This is a genomic window from Mesorhizobium sp. WSM4906 (assembly GCF_029674625.1).
Classification (GTDB): domain Bacteria; phylum Pseudomonadota; class Alphaproteobacteria; order Rhizobiales; family Rhizobiaceae; genus Mesorhizobium.
In genome coordinates this window covers 6,661,296-6,681,133 of record NZ_CP121355.1, presented here as the reverse complement: position 1 = coordinate 6,681,133, position 19,838 = coordinate 6,661,296, and the positions used below count along the sequence as shown (strand labels likewise).

The following is a 19,838-nucleotide window of genomic DNA, read 5'->3' as shown; positions in this document are numbered from 1 at the left end:
GCCGTCCCCTCCGACGATAGTTGCTGGGAATGGGAGTTCGCCCGCTATCTCCCTTTCGATGCCGCTCTGCATGATCAAGTTCCTTGTCTTCTCGTACCCTTTTCCGCCGGGAGTGCGCCTCCTGCACCCTGGGTCCGGCGACGTTTTCCGCAGCGTCTTCATCGCCGCCGCCGGCGATATAGTCGCAACGTTGCGCAAGGGACCTGTGCCGGCTCTTGCAAGCCGGCTGATCATGCCAAGACAATACGACACCGTCCGGCGAATACGCCGGCCCAACGTCGACTGCCATGTACAATTACGCCAGTCCCCTACCCATCGAAGAGACAAACCAAGCCGCACGCGGAATTGCTCCGCGTCATGAATTCCGCCATTTTTTGCTGGCCGATTCAGGCTGGGTCAAGGGCAAGTGCCCGTCCCTTCGATGAATGGACATTACCGAAATCGCTGTGGATAGGGCAAGGCCACGTCTAACTGATTTTTAACGAATCTGGTTACCGGAGACGTGTTCGAAGCAGGTGCCGTCGCGGCACATTTTGATAAAGCCATTGTGATTCAAACCCTTTTCCGGCGAATGTGAAAAAGGCCACACCTTCGGAAATTTTCTGAAATAATTCTCTTGACAGCTACTTGTCCCCCGCCGCCCCTCCGCAGGTTGAACAAGCTGTGGACGACCGTCTGTAACTTATTGAAAAATATCTGGAATTTGTGACAGGCTAACTTACGGCCATAGCCGCATTCAGCGGGCGTCGATATCTGCGATTATGTATATGCCGGCAAAACATTCGCAACTTCGAAATTCGGCCTGAGCGTCGTTATGCACGCGTTCTTTTTAAGTACTTGCCGGCAAACGAAAAAACCCGGCCTGTGCGGCCGGGTTCAAGGATAACGGTTCTAAATGGAAGTCGGTCAGGCCGACAGCACCTTGACCCGCTGGGCCAGCCGCGAAACCTTGCGGGAAGCCGTGTTCTTATGGATGACGCCCTTGGTTGCGGCGCGCATCAATTCCGGCTCCGCGGCCTTGAAGGCCTCCAGCGCCGCGGCCTTGTCGCCGGCGGCAAGCGCCTCTTCGACCTGGCGGACATAGGTGCGGACGCGCGACCGGCGGTTCTTGTTGATCGCCGCGCGGCGGGCGATCTTGCGCGTTGCCTTTTTGGCCGAAGACGTATTGGCCATGATGCCTCTCTTCTGATCTGGTGGGCGCCAGCGGGGTGCCGCAGGGCGCAAAAAACAAACGGGCAGCCACAGGCCGCCTCGGTTGATGCGGCTTATAGTTCAGCTTTTCCGGCGCGTCAACGCTGCTTGGCGGTCTTTTTGGCAGCCTGGAGCGCGTCGCGTCGAAACGCACGACGCTCTCCGGGGCCTTGTCTTATACATGTCGTTTCCCAACCGCCGTGCATCTTGGGGAGACACGCATCAGCGGTTGGTGAAATTCGGCTTCCGCTTCTCGACGAAGGCGGCCATGCCTTCCTTCTGGTCGTCGAGCGCAAACAGCGAATGGAACAGTCGGCGTTCGAAGCGCAGTCCTTCGGCGAGCGTCGTTTCATAGGCCCGATTGACGGCTTCCTTTGTCATCATCACGGATGGCAGTGAAAACTCGGCGATCTTCGCCGCCGCCTTTAGCGCTTCCTCGACGAGCTCGGCGGCCGGCACCACCCGTGAAACCAGTCCGCAGCGCTCGGCTTCGGCGGCGTCCATCATGCGCCCGGTCAGGCACATGTCCATCGCCTTCGACTTGCCGACGAAGCGGGTCAGCCGCTGCGATCCGCCCATGCCCGGCATGACGCCGAGCGTAATTTCGGGCTGGCCGAACTTTGCATTGTCGGCGGCGATGATGAAGTCGCACATCATCGCCAGCTCGCAGCCGCCGCCAAGCGCATAGCCGGCCACCGCCGCGATGATCGGCTTGCGCGCACGCGTGAGTTCCTCCCAGCCGACGAAGAAATCCTGCGTATAAGCGTCGACGAAGGAGATCGCCTGCATTTCCTTGATGTCGGCACCGGCCGCGAAGGCCTTCTCCGAACCCGTAAGGACCATCGCGCCGATGCCGGCATCGGCGCCGAACGCGTTCACCGCGGCCACGATCTCCGCCAGCACCTGCGAATTCAGCGCGTTGAGCGCCTTCGGCCGGTTCAGCGTGATCAGCCCGACCTTGCCGCGTGTTTCCACGAGAATGGTTTCGTAGGCCATGGCATCGTCTCCTCGCTTCGGTTGCGGAGACCGGTCTAGCTCACCGCTGACAGGTCCGGCAATAGAAGGTCGAGCGGCCGCTTTGCACGATGCGCTCGATATGGCCGCTGCAGCGTGGTTTCGGACATGGCTCGCCTTCTCGGTCATAGACGGCGAAGGAATGCTGGAAATAGCCAAGCGACCCGTCTGTCTGGACATAGTCGCGCAGCGAGGATCCGCCGGCGGCGATCGCGTCGGCGATGACTGAGCGGATCGCCTCGGCCAGGCGTCCGCATTGCTCTTTCGCTTTCTTGCCAGAGCCGGCGATGGTACCGGCTTCGCGCAACGGCGACAGGCCGGCGCGCCACAGCGCCTCCGACACATATATGTTGCCGAGCCCGGCGATCAGCCGCTGGTCGAGCAGTGCCGCCTTGAGCGGCGACCTGCGGCCCTTGAGCAGCGAGGCGAGCAGCGGGCCGTCGAGCGCATTGCCGGTCGGCTCGATGCCCAGCCCCGCCAGCATCGGATGCGTGTCCGGCGCCCCTTCGGCAAACAGCATGAAGCCGAAACGGCGCGGGTCGTTGAAGATGATGCGCGACCGCTCGCCCTTCGGCGACTGGACATCGAACACGACATGGTCGTGCGCGCCGTTCTTCGAGCGCTCGTGATGGAAGGTGCCGGGGGTGCCGCTGCCCTCGGCGGTTTCGACGCGGAACGATCCCGACATGCCGAGATGGCAGATCAGGACCGGTCCGTCCTCGATATGCATCGTCAGATATTTGGCGCGCCTGCCAAGCGCCGTCACGGTCTTGCCGGCAAGCCTCTCCGAAAACCGCTCTGGAAAAGGAAAGCGAAGGTCGGGCCGTCGCGCCTCGACGTTGACGAGCCGCGCCCCTTCCAGAACCGGTTGCAGGCCGCGCCGGACCGTCTCGACTTCAGGCAGTTCTGGCATGGCCGCCTATCGTTGCAAGGAAAGAGGTGCCGTGGCGGCCGGGCGCAAGGCCGAGGTGATCCGCGACGGTTTCGCCTATATCGGCGAAGGTCGGCCTGAGCCCGATGTCGCCACCCTTCAGCCCGGGCCCGATGCCGATCACCGGAACGCGTTCGCGCGTGTGATCGGTGCCGCGCCAGGTCGGATCATTGCCGTGGTCGGCGGTGAGGATGAGCAGGTCGCCCGGCTTGATGCGGGACAGCGCTTCCGGCAGCCGGCGGTCGAAGGCCTCGAGCGCCCAGGCATAGCCGGCGACATCGCGTCGGTGGCCGAACTCGGTGTCGAAATCGACGAAATTGGCAAACACCAGGTCGCCTTCGCCGGCGTCGTCCATGGCACCCAGCGCCTGGTCGAACATCGCCATGTTGCCACCAGCCTTGCGGACCTCCGAGATGCCGCGATGGGCGAAGATGTCGCCGATCTTGCCGACGGCGATGATCTTGCTGCCGCACTCCGTCAGCCGGTCGAGCAAGGTCGGCTCCGGCGGCGGCACGGCATAGTCGCGGCGGTTGTGGGTACGCTGGAAGGTGGCTCTCGTCTCGCCGACGAAGGGCCGCGCGATCACCCGCCCGATCTTGAGCGGATCGACCAGCCGGCGCACCGTCAGGCAAAGCTCGTAGAGCCGCTCCAGGCCGAAATGCGTCTCGTGCGCAGCGATCTGCAACACGGAATCCACCGAGGTGTAGCAGATCGGCTTGCCGGTGCGGATATGCTCCTCGCCGAAGCGCTCGATGATCTCGGTTCCGGGCGCGTGACAGTTGCCGAGGATGCCCGGCACCTTGCCTTCGCGGATGATCGCGTCGGTCAGCCCGGCAGGGAAGGCCGGCACGGTGTCGGGAAAATAGCCCCAGTCGAAACGCACGGGCAGGCCGGCAATCTCCCAGTGGCCCGACGGCGTGTCCTTGCCGCTCGAGACCTCCTGGGCAGCGCCGTGGAAGGACGAGGCCAGCAGCGGCGTGTCGGCGTCGAGCCTCAGTCCGGTTGCTGTATGCGCCGCGCGGGCAAGCCCAAGCGAGGCCATGTTGGGCACCGCGAGCGGCCCGCTGCGCAAGCCTTCACGATCCGCGCGGCCGTCGGCGCAGGCCTGCGCGATATGCCCGAACGTGTCGGCGCCGGCATCGCCATAGCGCTCGGCATCGGCCGCTCCGCCGATGCCGAAGGAATCGAGAACGAACAGGAAAGCCCGCGCCATGAAGTGCCATCTCGCCCTAGGATTTTGCTTTTGAAGCATGATCGTCTCCGAAAAGTCTGCAACTTTTCGGGATCATGCTCCGGGCAGCCAGACATAAGCTTCCGCGGCGGCGTTGGCAAATCGGAAACCAAACCGCAACGGCTTGGCGCCATAGTCGTGCAAATCGGGCGAAAACGCCGGCGGGAGAGCGGCAAGCATGGGCAAGGCTGGAAAATCCGCGGCAAGCCGGGCGTTGAGGACGTGCGCGGCGGCTCTCGCGGTGCTCTCGGGGACCTTGCCGGCGCGCGCCGACTGGCGCGACGACATCGGCACGTTCCGCATCGGCATCGTCGCCGAGCCCGGAGGCGGCAACACAGTTCCCGGTCTGGCGCGCTTGACGGATGCCTATACGAACGCTCTCGGCATGAAGGTGGAGTTCGTGGTTGCCCGCGACTATGCGGCGCTGATCCAGGCGCAGGCGAGTGGCCGCGTGCAATATGCGGTCTATTCGGCGCTTGCCTATGCCGCGGCCTCGGAGCGCTGCGGTTGTGTCGAGCCGCTGGTGGCGCCGGTCGACACCGATGGTGCCGTCGGCATTCGTTCCGTGCTGCTGACGCGCGACGGCAAAGTGCCGGACCTCGCGGCGATGGCCTCGCACCGGATCGCGATCGCGCCCGCCGACAATGTCGGCGGTTCCCTGCTGCCGCTGACCGGGCTCTCAGGCGAAGGTGCGAAGATTGCGGAGGACTCACCCTTCCTGGCGCGCGCTCCTTCGGCAACCGCGGCCGAGGCGATGCTCGGCGACGGTGAAGCCGACGGCCTGTTCGGCTGGGAGCCTGTCAGTGCCGACGGCCAGCCTACCAACACGGGCGGCACGATCGTACGGCTCGAGGCCGCCGGCGTCCCGAAGACATCGCTTCGGTTGCTATGGACCTCGGCTCCGCTGCGATACGGACCTCACGCCGTGCGCAGCGATCTCGATGCCGAAGCCAAGCGCCGGCTCGCCGTGTTTCTGACCAATCTCAAGTCGCTGACGCCGGACGTCTACGATCTTTTGGAATCGACGCATTCCGGCGGATTCGAGCTGGCCGTGTCGAAGGACTATGCAACGGCGCTGGCCATCGTGCGACGGGAAGCGGGCGGTCGGGAATAATCCCTCAGCAGTCGGTGCAGGGGACAGTGGGGCCGCGGCGCGGTCGCAGATAGTATGTCTCGCCCATCGGTATGTTGTTGAAGACCGAGGTCAATCCAAGCGCCTTCGATTCGTCGGCCGACCAGGTGATCATCGCCTCGTAGCCGAGGTCGCTTTCCACCCGCACGAGGAAGGTGTTGCGGATATTCAGCGTCGACGGAACGGGGGTGGGATCGTCCTTCTTTGCGTCGGCGCTATAGGTGGTGCCTGCGAGCTTGCGCGACCAGGCCACCTTTGCCTGGGGCGACGCCTGGTCGCTGATCTGGATGCCGGTGATGATGATCGTCGGCGTGGAGCGGTTGTAGGGCTGCAGCGTCGAGGTGCCGATCTTCATGATCGCATCGAGATCCGCTTTCGTGACCGTTGTCTGCTGCGTGACGAGGTCCGCCACCATGCTGCCGATGCGGCTGACCTTCTTGCTGGTCTCGATCGCCTGCGAGGCTTCCATCGTGATGAAATACATGATGAGCAGCACCGGCGCGATGAATGCGAACTCGATTGCCGCGACGCCGCGGCGATCGCGGAAAAGCCGCGCCGCAATGGCCGAAATTCCCCTGTGTGCCCCCGCACGGTACATTTTACCTCCACCCGCCGCAGTCTCAGCCGCCGAGCAGTCTCAATTGTCGAATGGTTCGTTCTGCCAGGTCACGGACGCGAAATGCAGCGTGTCGCCGTCTATATTGGCCATCTGCTTGGCCAGAAAATCGGTCATGACCGGCCATTTGTAGAAGACACGCAGCATGTTCTTCGTTTCCGCCAGCCCGGGTGATACCCCGAAAGGCATTGAGTTCGTGCCTTGCGTCAGCACGATCTGGCCGTCCACGATCTTGAAGCTCGCCGTGGCGGCGTCGGCAAAGGTCGGATATTCGCGCAGGTCCACCTGCAGGCGTTCAAGACAGTTGCCGGTGACGATGATGGCCATCCCGTCGCAGATCTGCTGCTTGATCGAGGCTTCGGTCACATTCGCCTTCTTGAGCTGCCCGGTCCTGAGCTGGCGCGCGACGTCATCGGTGATGTTGGCCATCACCTCCTGGCCGGCGAACGAGATGCAGCTTTCGAGGATGGCGAAGACTAATAGGGCGAAGGGCATGGCAAGCAGCGCGAACTCTATGACTGTGCTGCCGCGCCTGTCGCTGAAGAAGCCATGGCGAGACTTTGCCCTTGCCTTGCCGTCCATGCCGCCCTCGGGTGTCGGATCCTTGCTCATGTCCCGTTCCTGCCGATCCCTTGCAATGCCGGCGGCAACATAGCGAAAAACCCATTGAGGCCCGGTTTGGATGAGCGTTAAATTCGACGGACGACCTTTAACCCGCCATTAACGTCGCGGCGCTTGCCGGCGTCGGCCTTCAATGGCCGGCGTTCATTTCGGTCTCGGACGTTTTCTCAGCTTCGCTCTTGTACGAGCTTTCGCAATAGGGAGTGCAGGACATTGTCTGGACTTCGGCACGCCTGTAGATGCGCACCGATGACGCGGCTTGCCGCACGACCGTCACCTGCTCGTCGATGATCGGGCTGCCATCGGAGTCGAGCACGACCAGATTGGTGACGCCGAAACCCTTGCCGGTGAGGACGACCGTCGAGGCGTCTTGCACGGCGGCGTCGGCGATTGCCGGATTGCCTATGACGATCGTGTCGGCGGCACGCGACAACTTGACGATCTTTGCCTGATTCATGGTGACCTCGATGCCGGCGCCGGCCCTGGCCGGCACGACGAAAGCGGCAACTGCCAGCAGCGCGACGACTGGAAATGGCGATCTCGACAAGGTCATTGAGGCGCTCCGGAGCGGCAGACTGTTCAACGGAACATGAACGAAATTGGTGAACCGACGGTTAAACGCTGCATGGCTGCGATAAGGATTGGTCGACTCGAGAGCCATGAGCCAGCAGCATATGCTGTTTTAGCAAAGCAGCGCGTGGCTGGATCTCCGCGCTTTTCCTTCCCGTCGGTCCGCCTTTCGACGCTTAGGTCACGGTTAACCAAGCAACGGGTTCGCCCCCGGAAAGGAATCGGTAAGGGTATTTATTAAGCCGATTGAAAGGGCTTCTCCCTAAATTCGCAACATCCGATCAACCGGCAAGAGAAGTTGACGGAAGTGCTGTAACACGTGGAGTAGGAGCTCTCGAATGTCTAACCTCATCGCACGTTTCGTGAAAGACGAATCCGGCGCGACCGCCATCGAATACGGTCTGATCGCCGCTCTCATCGCGCTCGCCATCATGGTCGGCGCCGGCCAGCTCGGCACCGCACTGAATGCCAAGTTTGTTGCGATTGCCAACGCGGTCTCGACTGGCAAAGCTCCGTGATAAGCTGCGGAATCAGTTGCTTTTCGTATAGAAGGGCCGCTCGCGGCCCTTCTATCATTTGGTAGGCGATTTCGAATATCCATATCATCAATCGTTAATCCAGAATACCTAAGTTGCAGCTGGTAAACCGCACGCACAGGCACTATCATGCTTGAAGCCGCGATCTTCGTCGTCTTTCCTTTCTGCATGCTGTTTGCGGCGATCTCAGACACGCTGTCCATGACGATCGCCAACCGCGTGCCTGTGCTGCTTCTGGCGACATTCGCTCTGGTGGCTCCGTTGACCGGGATGGACTGGGCAACCTATGGCGGGCATTTCGCGGCCGGTGCCCTGGTGCTGGCGGTGACTTTCGGCCTGTTCGCGCTCGGCGGCATGGGCGGCGGCGACGCCAAGCTGCTGGCGGCGACCGCGGTATGGATGGGGCTCAACATCAATCTCATCGGCTATCTGGTAACCTCGACGTTGATCGGCGGCCTGCTGACGATTGCCATTCTGGCTTACCGGAAATCGCCGCTCGCGGCCTACACCGGCCATAACCGTTTCCTGCGCCATTTCGCAGACGAGCGCGCAGGCATTCCCTATGGCGTGGCACTTGGTCTCGGCGGGCTTCTCACCTTCCCGGATTCTCCGCTGATGGTCTGGGCGCTGGATAGGCTCACCGCCTAACTGGTTCGCAGCAGGCTTCTCGGGGCGGCTTGGCCGCCTTTTTTCGTTAACGGCAAGCGGTTCCGTCTAATTTGAGTAAACCTTAAATTAATCACGATCGTAAGCATTGCATTAACCTTGTTTTGACGATTGCGGCTGCAAAGTCCGGCCTGGCTAGGTGGTTTGCCTTGAGGCGAAGGGTTCGGACGAATGCCAGCATCCCGACTGATTATTCTGGGCGTGGCAGTGGCCGCGGCGGGCGGCGCGGGTTATGTCGCAAAGAACATGGTGGTGGCGCCGCCGCCTCGGGTCGTTGTCGACGCTCCCAAGCAACCGGCGATCGCGTTGCAGGATGTCTTGGTGCTTTCCGGCGATGTCGCGATGGGCAGCCAGCTCGGCGACAACATCAACTGGGAGCAGTGGCCGGCCAGCGGCGTCAACGCCAATTTCATCACCCGTGCCGCCGAACCTGACGCGGCCGAAAAGCTCAAGGGCTCGGTGGCGCGCGTGGCCATGTATACCGGCGAGCCGTTGCGGCGCTCCAAGCTGGTCGGCGAAGGGCAGAGCTTCATGTCGTCGATCCTGCCGTCCGGCATGCGCGCCGTCGCGACCGCCATATCGGCCGACACGTCGGCGGGCGGCTTCATCCTGCCCAATGATTTCGTCGACGTCATCATGACCCGGCGCGCCGACACCGGTAACGGCGGCAGCGGCTTCAACACCGAGACCATCCTCAAGAACATCCGCGTCCTGGCCATCGACCAGACCATCCAGGAAGACGAAGAAGGCAAGAAGACCAGGGTCGGCCAGACCGCGACGCTGGAACTGACGCCGCAGCAGGCGGAGATCATCACGGTGGCGCAGCAGATGGCGGACCGCCTGACATTGGCGCTGCGTCCGATCGTGGACACGAATGAGAAGAACCTGGGCGAGTCCGACTATCTGGTGAACGGCAACGGCCGGCGCGGCACGGTACGGCTGATCAAGTCGGGCGAAGTTTCCGAAGTGGGAGCAAGGAAATGAGGCTAAACGGCAAACTGCCCGTCATGGCAGCAGCGGCAATCGGCCTGTTCCTGCTCGGCACCAATGCGCCAGGCCTCGACGAGGCCAAGGCCGCGAACAGGTCGGCGGGCGTGACGGCCTCCGTCGCCACGCAGCGCGTCAAGCTCGGTCTCAACAAGTCGGTGGTCATCGATCTGCCGAACGACGCCTACGACATCCTCGTCGCCAATCCGGCGGTCGCCGACGCGGTGACGCGCACGGCGCGCCGCATATATCTGTTCGGCAAGGCGGTCGGCGAGACCAACATCTTCGTCTTCGGCCCCAATGGCGAGCAAATCGCCAGCCTCGACCTGGCGGTCGAGCGCGACGTCGCCGGACTGGAAGACTATCTCAAGCGCTTCCTGCCGACATCGGAGATCAAGGTTGAGCTGCTGAACGACAACGTGATCCTCACCGGTACGGTGGACACGCCGCTCGATGCCAAGCGCGCCGTCGACCTGGCGACCATCTTCGTCTCGGGCGGTGAAGCCACGACCGGCCAATATTCGCAGACGGCCGCCGGCGGATCGGCCAATGGCGGCGTCGATATCAACAATCCCGACGCCGAACGTCGCGTCTCCAAGATCGTCAATCTGCTGCAGATCATCGGCGACGATCAGGTCACGCTGAAGGTGACGGTGGCCGAAGTAAGTCGCTCGGTGATGAAGCAGCTTGGCGTCAACATGATGGCCACCGGCGGCAGCAACGGCATTTCCTGGGGCGCGCTCAGCGACCCTTTCACTGGTCTCGGCAAGCCGCTGTCGAACGCGGGCCTCAATATCAGTGCGTCCGGGCTGCAGTCCTATATCAACGCAATGGAGCAGTCGGGCGTCATGAAGACCTTGGCCGAGCCTACCTTGACCGCCGTGTCTGGGGAGAAAGCGACCTTCAAGGTCGGCGGCGAATACAACATGGTGACCAACGTTTCCGCCAACGTCTCCAACGACAACCAGACAGGTCTGAAGACGTATAGTGTCGAGAAGATTGAATACGGCATCGGATTGGAGTTCCAGCCGGTGGTATTGTCACCCGGCCGTATCAGTCTGAAGGTGAGGACGTCGGTTTCCGAACCGACAACCGAGGGTTCCGTGTCGGCATCCACGGACAATAGAAGTATCGGCATGAACGCCTTGTCGCTGCGCAAGCGTCTGGCCGACACGACGGTGGAATTGCCTTCCGGCGGTTCGATGATGATCGCAGGTCTCGTGCGCGACGACGTCAGGCAGGCCGTCAACGGACTGCCTGGGCTCACCAAGATTCCCGTGCTCGGCGCGCTGTTCCGCAGCCGCGACTTCGTGCGCAACGAGAGCGAGCTCGTCATCATCATCACGCCCTATCTGGCGCGGCCGGTGGCACGCAATGAATTGGCCAAGCCCGATGACAATTTCAACCCGCCGAGCGACGGCGCCGGCATGTTCCTCGGCCGCGTCAATCGCGTCTACGGCACCATGCAGACCGACAGGCCGGCCGGCCGTTACCACGGCGTCGTCGGTTTCATCTACAAATGAGCGGGAAAGCGGACATGTCTCAGTCAGCATCGAAGGCCATGACGATCGCGGCGGCAACATCCGGCCGCGGACGTTTCCGTCGGGCGGCTCCTGTCCTGGCGATCGCCCTTGCGGCATCGCTCGCCGGATGCGCCAACTTCCATCGCGACAGCATTACGGTGGGCTCCATTCCCGACGACTACCGCACCAATCATCCGATCGTCATCGCCGAGAAGAACCAGAAGATCGACCTTCCGGTCGGCGCCGGCGATCGCGGCATGACCGGTTCGCAACGCGACGCGCTGCTCGGCTTCCTCGACGGTTACGACAGGAGCGCCGCCCCGGCACTGACGATTGCGGTTCCGGTCGGATCTGCCAACCAGCTTGCCGCCCAGGCGGCCAGCCGCGACTTTGCCCGGCTTGCCATGGCTGCCGGTGTGAAGCGTAACCGGATCGTCATGACGTCTTACCAGTCCGCCGTGCCTGAAGCCTCGGCGCCTGTCCGCGTCGCCTTCGTCGCCGTGCAAGCTCAGACCGACAAATGCGGGCGTTGGCCGAACGACCTTACGGAAACGTCGGAGAACAAGCATTACGCCGATTTCGGCTGCTCCTATCAGAACAACCTTGCCGCCCAGATGGCCAATCCCAACGATCTGCTGGGGCCGCGCAAGCAGTCCGACATCGACGCCGAAAATCGCAGCAATGTGATCGATGTCTATCGCGCCAGAGGCATTTCGGACGAGTTCCTCGGCAATTCGGAAGTGACGTACTGAGCCGCGCCGGATGGCGGAAAGAGCATGACGATGAGCAATCTTGCCTACGACACGCCCTCGGATACCGGCGATCTCTCGCAACAGGACATCGCCGCCATGCAGGCGCTGCGCCCGGTGCCGCGCATTTCGATCCAGGCCTTCTGCGAGACCGACGGTGTCGCCAATCCCATCGAGCGCGCCGGCGAGGATCGCCGCATGGCCAAGGCCCATCTCAAGGTCCACATGGGCGGCATCGCCACCGCGATCGAATTCTACCAGTCGGCGCCGACACCCAACCTGATCATGCTGGAATCGCGCAGCGAGCCGAAACAGCTGCTCGAGCAGCTCACTCAGCTCGCGGAGTATTGCGATCCGTCCTCGAAGGTCGTGGTCATCGGCCATTACAACGATGTCGGCCTCTACCGTGAGCTTATCCGCTCCGGCATTTCCGAATATGTCATCGCGCCTGTATCGATGACCGACATCGTCAGCGTCGTGTCGTCGATCTTCGTCGATCCCGAGTCCGATCCGATCGGCCGCTCCATCGCCTTCATCGGCGCCAAGGGCGGCGTCGGCTCCTCGACGATCGCCCACAATGTCGCCTGGGCGATATCGTCATTGTTCAAATCGGAGGTCGTGGTCGCCGATCTCGACCTCGCCTTCGGCACCGCCAACATCAATTTCGACCAGGACCCCGCGCAGGGTATCGCCGAGGCAGTGTTTTCGCCCGAGCGCGTCGACGAAGTCTATCTCGACCGCCTGCTCGCGCAGTGCGCCGAGCATTTGTCGCTGCTGGCGGCACCCTCCACGCTCGAGCGCGTCTACGATTTCGATCCGGACGCCTTCTCCCAGGTCATCGAAACGGCGCAGCGCAGCGCACCTTTGCTCGTGCTCGACGTTCCTCATATCTGGAGCGGTTGGACGAAGAGCACGCTGATCAAGGCCGACGAGATCGTCATCACGGCCACACCCGAGCTGGCAAATCTTCGCAACACCAAGAATATGGTGGACATGCTGAAGCGGCTGCGTCCGAACGACCCGCCGCCGAAGCTGATCATCAACCAGGCAGGCGTTCCGAAACGGCCGGAGATCGCCGCATCGGATTTTTCCGAACCGCTCGGCATCACGCCGATGGCGGTGATCAATTTCGAGCCGCTGCTGTTCGGCAACGCGGCCAACAACGGCCGCATGCTTGGCGAGATGGACGCCAAGAGTCCGGTCGTGGGCACGATCAATGAAATCGCGCATGTGCTGACCGGGCGCAGCGAGATCAAGGCGAAGAAGAGGGCAGGCCTGGGCTCCATCCTCGGCAAGCTCTCGCGCAACAAGAAGTGACGCTCGCAGAGCGGCATCGGGTAGTCGATCATGTTTGGTAAACGAGGCACAGACGACGGCAGCCGGGCAGCTCCCGAATTCCGTCCGCCAGCACCTCCTCCCGCCGCTCCCGGTCCGACCGGGACGATGGCTCTCGATCGGTCGCCCGCGTCGGTGCCCGGCATGCCTGCCCCGGCGCCCGCCCGCCGTCCGGTGGAGGCGCCGCCGATGGCGCCAGAGCCGCCGAGAAGGGTCCAGCGCGAGCGCAGCGAAACCTACTACGACACCAAGAGCCAGGTGTTTTCCGCGCTCATCGACACGATCGACCTGTCGCAGCTCGCCAAGCTCGATCCGGAAAGCGCGCGCGAGGAAATCCGCGACATCGTCAACGACATCATCGCGATCAAGAATTTCGTGATGTCGATCTCCGAGCAGGAAGAGCTGCTCGAGGACATCTGCAACGACGTGCTCGGCTATGGACCGCTGGAGCCGCTGCTCGCCCGCGACGACATCGCCGACATCATGGTCAACGGCTCCAAGAACGTCTACATCGAGGTCAACGGCAAGGTCGAGCCGACCAGCATCCGCTTCCGCGACAACCAGCAGCTGCTCAACATCTGCCAGCGCATCGTCAGTCAGGTCGGCCGCCGCGTCGACGAATCGAGCCCGATCTGCGACGCGCGCCTTCCCGACGGCTCGCGCGTCAACGTGATCGCGCCGCCGCTCTCCCTCGACGGCACCGCGCTCACCATCCGCAAGTTCAAGAAGGACAAGCTGACGCTCGACCAGTTGGTCAAGTTCGGCGCCATCTCGCCGCAAGGCGCCGAGATCCTCAAGATCATCGGCCGCGTCCGTTGCAATGTCGTCATCTCGGGCGGCACCGGCTCGGGCAAGACGACGCTGCTCAACTGCCTGACCAACTACATCGATCGCGAGGAGCGGGTCATCACCTGCGAGGACTCGGCCGAGCTGCAGCTGCAGCAGCCGCACGTGGTTCGTCTCGAAACCAGGCCGCCCAATCTCGAAGGCGAGGGCGAGGTGACCATGCGCGACCTCGTCAAGAACTGCCTGCGCATGCGGCCCGAACGGATCATCGTCGGCGAGGTGCGCGGGCCGGAAGTGTTCGACCTGCTGCAGGCGATGAACACCGGCCATGACGGTTCGATGGGAACCATCCACTCCAACAGTCCGCGCGAATGCTTGAACCGTATTGAATCGATGATCGCCATGGGCGGCTATTCGCTGCCGCAGAGAACGGTTCGCGAGATCGTCGTCGGCTCGGTCGACGTCATCATCCAGGCGGCTCGCCTGCGCGATGGCTCGCGCCGCATCACCCACATCACAGAGGTGATCGGCATGGAAGGCGACGTCATCATCACCCAGGATCTCGTCCTCTACAACATCAAGGGCGAAGACTCGAACGGCCGCCTGATCGGCGAACATGTCTCCACCGGCATCGGCCGGCCGCATTTCTGGGATCGTGCCCGCTACTACGGCGAGGAGCAGCGTCTCGCCAATGCGCTCGAGGCCATGGAGAAACGTGCTGACTAGAGCAATTCCAGGAAAAGTGCATAGCGGTTTTCCGTCCGGAATTGCGTAAAAACAAATATTTAGAGCGGGTCAGCGACTGCTGAACCGCTCTAGTGCATCTGGAGGCGTAGGGGCCCAGGTCGATGTTCGGGATTGACACCACGGTTCTGGCTTTCGTCGTGCTAGCCGGCCTCAGCGCCGGCGCGATGGCCTATGCTTTCCTGTTCACGCGCATCGACAACGAAAAGCAGGCCGGCAAGCGGCTTGAAGCAATCAAGACGGCAGAGACCGACCGGTCGGTGGTAAAGGCTACGCGCGACCGGGCCGCGGAAGCGGTCAGGCGGCGCAAGACCCTTCAGGATTCGCTCAAGCAGCTCGACGAGAAGCAGAAAACCAGCGACCGCAACATCAAGAAGCCGCCGCTGAAGGCCCAGATCCGCCAGGCCGGCATGACGGTTCCCATCGAGCGCTTCTACATGTACTCGGTGATCTGCGGCATCGCGCTGACCTTCCTTGCCTATCTCGCCGGAGCGCCGTTGCTGGTCCTGCCCGGCGCGCTCTTGGCCGGGGCCCTCGGCCTGCCGCGCTGGTTCGTCTCGTTTCGCCGCACGCGCCGGGTGAAGGCTTTCCTGGAGGAGTTCCCGAACGCACTCGACATCATCGTGCGCGCGGTGAAATCCGGTCTGCCGCTGAACGATGCGATCCGCCTGATCGCCAACGAATCTCCGGAGCCGGTCCGCTCCGAGTTCCGCCGCATCGTCGATTCCCAACAGATGGGTCTGTCGATCCCGGATGCCACGCTGCGCATGTCCGAGACCATGCCATGCACCGAGGCCGGCTTCTTCGGCATCGTCATCCAGATCCAGTCTCAGGCCGGCGGCAATCTCTCCGAGGCGCTTGGCAACCTTTCGCGCGTGCTGCGCGACCGCAAGAAGATGAAGGCCAAGGTGCAGGCGCTGTCGATGGAAGCGAAAGCGTCCGCCGTCATCATCGGCGCCTTGCCCTTCGTCGTCGCCTTTCTCGTCTATCTTTCGAGCCCGAACTACATCATGCCGCTGTTCACGACCAGTGTCGGCAATCTGATCCTCGGCTGTTCCGGCGTCTGGATGTCGATCGGCATCGTGGTGATGCGCAAGATGATGAATTTCGAAGTATAGGGACGCGGATCCAATGACAGACCAGGTCGTCAAGACGCTAACCGATCCTTCCTTCCTTATCGCGCTCCTGGTCGGCATCGCGGTTTTTGCGACCGTCTTCACGCTCATGCCCGCGCTCGGCGGCGATCAGCTCAAGGCGCGCATGAAAACCGTGGCGCTCGAACGCGACGAGCTGCGCTCGAAGCAGCGTGCGCGCCTTGCCAACGAGGCCGACCGCCGCCGCAAGGGGTTGCGCGAGGAGCAGTCGATCGGCATGCGCAACATCGTCGAGCGGCTGGATCTCAAGCGCGCGCTTGCCGACGAAGGCACGCTGCAGAAGCTCAAGGTGGCGGGCTTCCGCGGCCAGAATCCGCTGACGCGCTTCCTGTTCTTCCGCCTGATCCTGCCGTTCATCGGATTTGCGCTCGCGGCGATCTACCTGTTCCTGCTCGGCGGTCTGGCGCAGCAGCCGGCTTTCATCAAGCTGTTCGTCTGCGTTCTTGTCGCCTATGGCGGCTTCTATGCGCCGATCCTCTACGTCAACAACCGCGCGACCAAGCGCAAGCAGTCGATCCAGCTGGCATGGCCGGACGCGCTCGACCTGTTGCTGATCTGCGTGGAGTCCGGCATGTCGGTGGAGGCGGCGCTTCGCAAGGTCGCCGACGAGATCGGCGCCCAGTCCGTGGCGCTCGCGGAGGAGTTCGTGCTTACCAATGCCGAACTCTCCTATCTGCAGGACCGCAAGGTAGCCTACGAGAACCTGGCGAGCCGCACCGGCCTGGAATCGGTGAAGTCGGTGTCCCAGGCCCTGGTTCAAGCGGAACGCTACGGCACGCCCGTGGCGCATGCGCTGCGCGTGCTGGCCTCGGAAAGCCGCGACATGCGCATGAACGCGGCAGAGAAGAAGGCCGCCGCGCTGCCGCCGAAGCTCACCGTGCCGATGATCCTGTTCTTCCTGCCGGTTCTGTTCGCCATCATCCTGGGTCCGGCCGGCATCCAGGTCAGCCAGCGCGGCATCTTCGGCGACCAGCACAGCTCCAGCAGTCAATAGGCGAAGCTGTCTAAAGCATGTCTCCCCGAAAGTGGGAACCGGTTTCGGGACCCAGACATGCGTAAAATCAAAAACCTAAAGTGCATGGAGCGAATCTGAAAGATCGCGACGCGCTTTAGGTCATGACAAAAGCCGCGTGGCCGGCGCCGCGCGGCTTTTCCCTTGTCTGGCGCGGCGCTTGACGCGGCGCAGCCGCGGTCAGTTGGTCGCGACCTTCGCCTTGTCCTTGTCCTGATCCTTGAGCTGGCTCCAGGCATTCTGCTGGGCGAGCATCTGGCGCAGATAAGCAATATTGGCCTGCGCCTGTTCCGGCGAAAGCTCCTGCGAGGCAATCTTCTCGGCTTCGTCGAAGCGGCCTTGCAGGCCGACGACCAGCGCCAGGTTCTGCCGCACGCGGCTGTCGGCGTTCGGCTGCTGCGCTGCCGAGCGCATATAGGTTTCGGCTGTGCGCAGATCGCCCTCGAGCACGTAGGACATGCCGAGATTGGAGAGGATGGAAGGTTCGTTCGGCTTGAGGTCGAGCGCCTTTCGGTAGTCCTGACGCGCCTCGTCCCGCTGTCCCATCTGGTCGAGGATGGCGGCTTCCGCCGACACCAGGCGCCAGTCCGGATATTCCGGCGTCTGCGCGCGGCGTACAGCATCGAGCGCCGGCTCGAACTGCCCGTTGGCGGCAAGCGCCTTGCCGTAGGCGGCGAGCACGTCCCGGTCCTTGGGATAGGCGATTGCGAGCTTGCGCATCACCGCCAGCGACTGGTCGGCGTCGCCATCCATCTGCAGCGCCGCCGCGTAATTCGTGGCGATGCGTTTGTCGTTCGGGTTCCTGGCGTAGGATTCGCCAAGCCTGGTCGTGGCACTGTGCAATTCGCCGGCCGACATCGTTTCCAGCGGCCTGCCGTCGGAGCGGGAAATGGAGCCGGTGGTGAACTTGCTGGTGCTGCTGCAGCCCGCGATGCCGGCCGCCAGCGCCACCACCAATGCCGTGGTCACCAGACGCTTGTCTTTCACGTTCGGCGCATTGATCGGCATTTGCACCTGGTCTCCATCCTGTGCGGCCGTTGGCTGGCCGGTCTTCCCTCCCGCAGAAATATTCTGTTAACCCTAACGGACCGTTAAGAAGCTGACTCGCCATTGCATGTCGCCCACAAGTGTGCAGCGGTTCTGGGACAACGACATGCATCAAAACAAAAACTTAAAGCGCGTCGCCTGAAATCCGTTTCTGCGCGACGCGCTTTACCTATTCGGAGACCATCGAATGCCTGTCGAACTCGTTGACCAGAAGCCGGAAGCCGCCCTGCCAGTCTATCTGCTGGGAAAGGACGGTCTCGACGGCGCGGGCCTTCCGCCGTCCGTCATCGCTTGGGCGCGAGCCAATGGCTTTTCCGGCGAGGCGGGCCGGACGCTGATCCTGCCCGGTGAGGGTGGCGCTCTCGCCGGTGCGCTGTTCGGCACCGGCGACGGCGAGAGCCAGCTTGCCGTCGGCGCCTTGGCGCGGTCGCTGCCCGAGGGCGAATGGTATTTTGCCCAGGACCTGCCTGCGCCCGATCTTGCGGCGCTTGCGCTCGTCCTCGGCGGCTACGTCTTCACCCGTTACGGCAAGAAGCCCGGCAAGGCATTGCGCTTCGCGCTGCCGCCGGGCGCCGACGCCGCGCTTGTCCCCCGCATCGCCGACGGCGTGTTCCTGACGCGCGACCTCGTCAACACGCCGACCAGCGACATGGGACCGGGTGAGCTGGAGGAGGCCGTCCAGACCTTGGCCGCCGCGCATGGCGCCGACGTCTCCGTCGTCAAGGGCGACGATCTCCTGGCGCGGAATTTCCCGATGATCCATGCCGTCGGCCGCGCCTCGGCCGGCGCGCCGCGGCTGATCGACATGAGCTGGGGACCGGGCGATGCGCCCAAGGTGACACTGGTCGGCAAGGGTGTCTGCTTCGATACCGGTGGCCTCGACATCAAGCCGTCGTCGGGCATGCTGTTGATGAAGAAGGATATGGGCGGTGCCGCAAACGTGCTGGGTCTCGCTTCCATGGTCATGGCGGCGAAAGTGAATGTCCGGCTGCGCGTGCTGATCCCCGCGGTCGAGAATTCGATCGCCGGCAACGCCTTCCGGCCGGGCGACGTTCTGAGGAGCCGCAAGGGCATCACGGTCGAGATCGGCAACACCGATGCGGAAGGCCGGCTGGTCCTGGCCGACGCGCTGGCGCTCGCCGACGAGGAGAAGCCGTCCCTGCTGATCGACATGGCGACGCTGACCGGAGCGGCGCGCGTCGCGCTTGGCCCTGACCTGCCGCCCTTCTACACCGGCGACGAGGCGCTGGCGTCCGATCTGGCGGCGGCTTCGCTTGCAGCCGAGGATCCGCTGTGGCGCATGCCCCTGTGGCGTCCCTACGACGCGAAGCTTTCCTCGAAGGTCGCCGACATCAACAACGTCACCACGGACGGCTTTGCCGGATCGATCACCGCGGCTCTCTTCCTCAAGCGCTTCGTGGAAAAAACGCCCGTCTGGGCGCATTTCGACATTTTTGCCTGGAACCCCGCCGATCGTCCGCACGGACTGACGGGCGGCGAAGCGCAAGGTATTCGCGCGCTGGAGCGCATCATCGCGACACGGTTCGGATGAGCGCCTGGCAAAAAAGCCGGCAAAACGCCTGGACTGAAACGGACGCGAAACAATTTGCCGTCATGCTGGGCGGATGTCGATCTCGATGCGCCCGAGCCAGGCCTTGCGACTGTGGCAGCAGGTTTTGCTGTCGCAGGTGCGCGACGGCGCGCCCGATCTCACCATGCGGCAGACGGCGATCCTGCTCACCATCTACCTCGATCCACCGCCGCACACGGTGCGCGGCCTGGCCGCCAGGCTCAACGTCACCAAGCCGGTCATCACCAGGGCGCTCGACACGATGGGCGCGCTGAAGCTGGTCTCGCGCCACCGCGACGAGGCCGACAAGCGCAACGTGCTGATCCGGCGCACGGTCGAAGGCGCGCTCTTTGTCGAGCGCTTCGGCGATGGTATCGTCGCCAAAGCGCAAGAACTGCCGATCTGACCGATCACCAAAGTTGA

Annotated in this window: 20 protein-coding genes; 12 read left to right on the top strand and 8 right to left on the bottom strand. The window is 63.1% G+C overall.

The window, feature by feature from the left end:
• Window positions 1-906: 906 nt before the first annotated feature.
• From rpsT to QAZ22_RS32165, 4 genes are all read right to left on the bottom strand, one after another.
• Entirely contained in the window at window positions 907-1,173 is a 267-nt protein-coding gene (rpsT, locus tag QAZ22_RS32180; RefSeq protein ID WP_124996039.1) for a 30S ribosomal protein S20, read from the bottom strand.
• Window positions 1,174-1,413: 240 nt separating this feature from the next.
• A complete protein-coding gene (locus QAZ22_RS32175; RefSeq protein ID WP_278204916.1) occupies window positions 1,414-2,187 on the bottom strand; it encodes an enoyl-CoA hydratase in 774 nt (257 codons plus the stop codon).
• Window positions 2,188-2,227: 40 nt separating this feature from the next.
• Entirely contained in the window at window positions 2,228-3,118 is an 891-nt protein-coding gene (mutM, locus tag QAZ22_RS32170; RefSeq protein ID WP_278204915.1) for a bifunctional DNA-formamidopyrimidine glycosylase/DNA-(apurinic or apyrimidinic site) lyase, read from the bottom strand.
• Window positions 3,102-4,349, bottom strand: coding sequence for a phosphopentomutase (locus tag QAZ22_RS32165; RefSeq protein ID WP_278204914.1), 1,248 nt, complete (start codon window positions 4,347-4,349; stop codon window positions 3,102-3,104). The genes mutM and QAZ22_RS32165 overlap by 17 nt, the downstream gene beginning before the upstream one ends.
• Window positions 4,350-4,545: 196 nt before the next feature.
• Between QAZ22_RS32165 and QAZ22_RS32160 the strand changes: the two genes are divergently transcribed.
• Window positions 4,546-5,481, top strand: coding sequence for a PhnD/SsuA/transferrin family substrate-binding protein (locus tag QAZ22_RS32160; protein WP_278204913.1), 936 nt, complete (start codon window positions 4,546-4,548; stop codon window positions 5,479-5,481).
• 4 nt (window positions 5,482-5,485) lie between these two features.
• On the opposite strand, the gene QAZ22_RS32155 is transcribed toward QAZ22_RS32160, so the two are convergent.
• The 3 genes from QAZ22_RS32155 to QAZ22_RS32145 all read right to left on the bottom strand — a co-directional run bounded on the left by QAZ22_RS32155 (window position 5,486) and on the right by QAZ22_RS32145 (window position 7,289).
• Window positions 5,486-6,097, bottom strand: a complete 612-nt coding sequence (locus tag QAZ22_RS32155) for a TadE/TadG family type IV pilus assembly protein (protein WP_278204912.1) — start codon at window positions 6,095-6,097, stop codon at window positions 5,486-5,488.
• 39 nt (window positions 6,098-6,136) lie between these two features.
• A complete protein-coding gene (locus QAZ22_RS32150) occupies window positions 6,137-6,697 on the bottom strand; it encodes a TadE/TadG family type IV pilus assembly protein (protein WP_278208011.1) in 561 nt (186 codons plus the stop codon).
• Between the two features lie 169 nt (window positions 6,698-6,866).
• Window positions 6,867-7,289 (bottom strand): pilus assembly protein N-terminal domain-containing protein, encoded by a 423-nt coding sequence (locus QAZ22_RS32145; RefSeq protein WP_278204911.1) that lies wholly within the window; start codon window positions 7,287-7,289, stop codon window positions 6,867-6,869.
• A gap of 355 nt (window positions 7,290-7,644) precedes the next feature.
• Here QAZ22_RS32145 and QAZ22_RS32140 point away from each other — a divergent pair, with 355 nt between their 5' ends.
• The 9 genes from QAZ22_RS32140 (at window position 7,645) to QAZ22_RS32100 (ending at window position 16,780) form a co-directional block, all read left to right on the top strand.
• Window positions 7,645-7,824: a Flp family type IVb pilin gene (locus QAZ22_RS32140; RefSeq protein WP_278204910.1), complete on the top strand. Its 180-nt coding sequence runs from the start codon at window positions 7,645-7,647 to the stop codon at window positions 7,822-7,824.
• A gap of 147 nt (window positions 7,825-7,971) precedes the next feature.
• Window positions 7,972-8,490 carry a prepilin peptidase gene (locus QAZ22_RS32135; protein ID WP_278204909.1) on the top strand — a complete coding sequence of 173 codons (519 nt, stop codon included), beginning with the start codon at window positions 7,972-7,974 and terminating at the stop codon, window positions 8,488-8,490.
• Between the two features lie 189 nt (window positions 8,491-8,679).
• Window positions 8,680-9,492, top strand: a complete 813-nt coding sequence (gene cpaB / locus QAZ22_RS32130; protein WP_278204908.1) for a Flp pilus assembly protein CpaB — start codon at window positions 8,680-8,682, stop codon at window positions 9,490-9,492.
• Window positions 9,489-11,018 (top strand): type II and III secretion system protein family protein, encoded by a 1,530-nt coding sequence (locus QAZ22_RS32125; protein ID WP_278204907.1) that lies wholly within the window; start codon window positions 9,489-9,491, stop codon window positions 11,016-11,018. The genes cpaB and QAZ22_RS32125 overlap by 4 nt, the downstream gene beginning before the upstream one ends.
• 14 nt (window positions 11,019-11,032) lie before the next feature.
• On the top strand, window positions 11,033-11,770 hold the full coding sequence (locus tag QAZ22_RS32120) for a CpaD family pilus assembly protein (RefSeq protein ID WP_278076131.1): 738 nt from the start codon (window positions 11,033-11,035) through the stop codon (window positions 11,768-11,770).
• A gap of 30 nt (window positions 11,771-11,800) precedes the next feature.
• On the top strand, window positions 11,801-13,084 hold the full coding sequence (locus QAZ22_RS32115) for a CpaE family protein (protein WP_278204905.1): 1,284 nt from the start codon (window positions 11,801-11,803) through the stop codon (window positions 13,082-13,084).
• Window positions 13,085-13,114: 30 nt separating this feature from the next.
• Entirely contained in the window at window positions 13,115-14,614 is a 1,500-nt protein-coding gene (locus tag QAZ22_RS32110) for a CpaF family protein (RefSeq protein WP_278204904.1), read from the top strand.
• Window positions 14,615-14,736: 122 nt separating this feature from the next.
• Complete coding sequence (locus QAZ22_RS32105) at window positions 14,737-15,750, top strand: type II secretion system F family protein (RefSeq protein ID WP_278204903.1); 1,014 nt, start codon at window positions 14,737-14,739, stop codon at window positions 15,748-15,750.
• Window positions 15,751-15,763: 13 nt separating this feature from the next.
• Entirely contained in the window at window positions 15,764-16,780 is a 1,017-nt protein-coding gene (locus QAZ22_RS32100) for a type II secretion system F family protein (RefSeq protein ID WP_278204902.1), read from the top strand.
• A gap of 198 nt (window positions 16,781-16,978) precedes the next feature.
• Here QAZ22_RS32100 and QAZ22_RS32095 read toward each other — a convergent pair whose 3' ends face one another.
• Window positions 16,979-17,806: a tetratricopeptide repeat protein gene (locus QAZ22_RS32095; RefSeq protein WP_278204901.1), complete on the bottom strand. Its 828-nt coding sequence runs from the start codon at window positions 17,804-17,806 to the stop codon at window positions 16,979-16,981.
• Between the two features lie 226 nt (window positions 17,807-18,032).
• Here QAZ22_RS32095 and QAZ22_RS32090 point away from each other — a divergent pair, with 226 nt between their 5' ends.
• Together QAZ22_RS32090 and QAZ22_RS32085 are read left to right on the top strand one after the other, a co-directional pair.
• The gene (locus QAZ22_RS32090; protein ID WP_278204900.1) at window positions 18,033-19,397 is read left to right on the top strand and encodes a leucyl aminopeptidase family protein; all 1,365 of its coding nucleotides are present in this window, start codon (window positions 18,033-18,035) and stop codon (window positions 19,395-19,397) included.
• A gap of 73 nt (window positions 19,398-19,470) precedes the next feature.
• Entirely contained in the window at window positions 19,471-19,821 is a 351-nt protein-coding gene (locus tag QAZ22_RS32085; RefSeq protein WP_278076138.1) for a MarR family winged helix-turn-helix transcriptional regulator, read from the top strand.
• Window positions 19,822-19,838 lie beyond the last annotated feature (17 nt).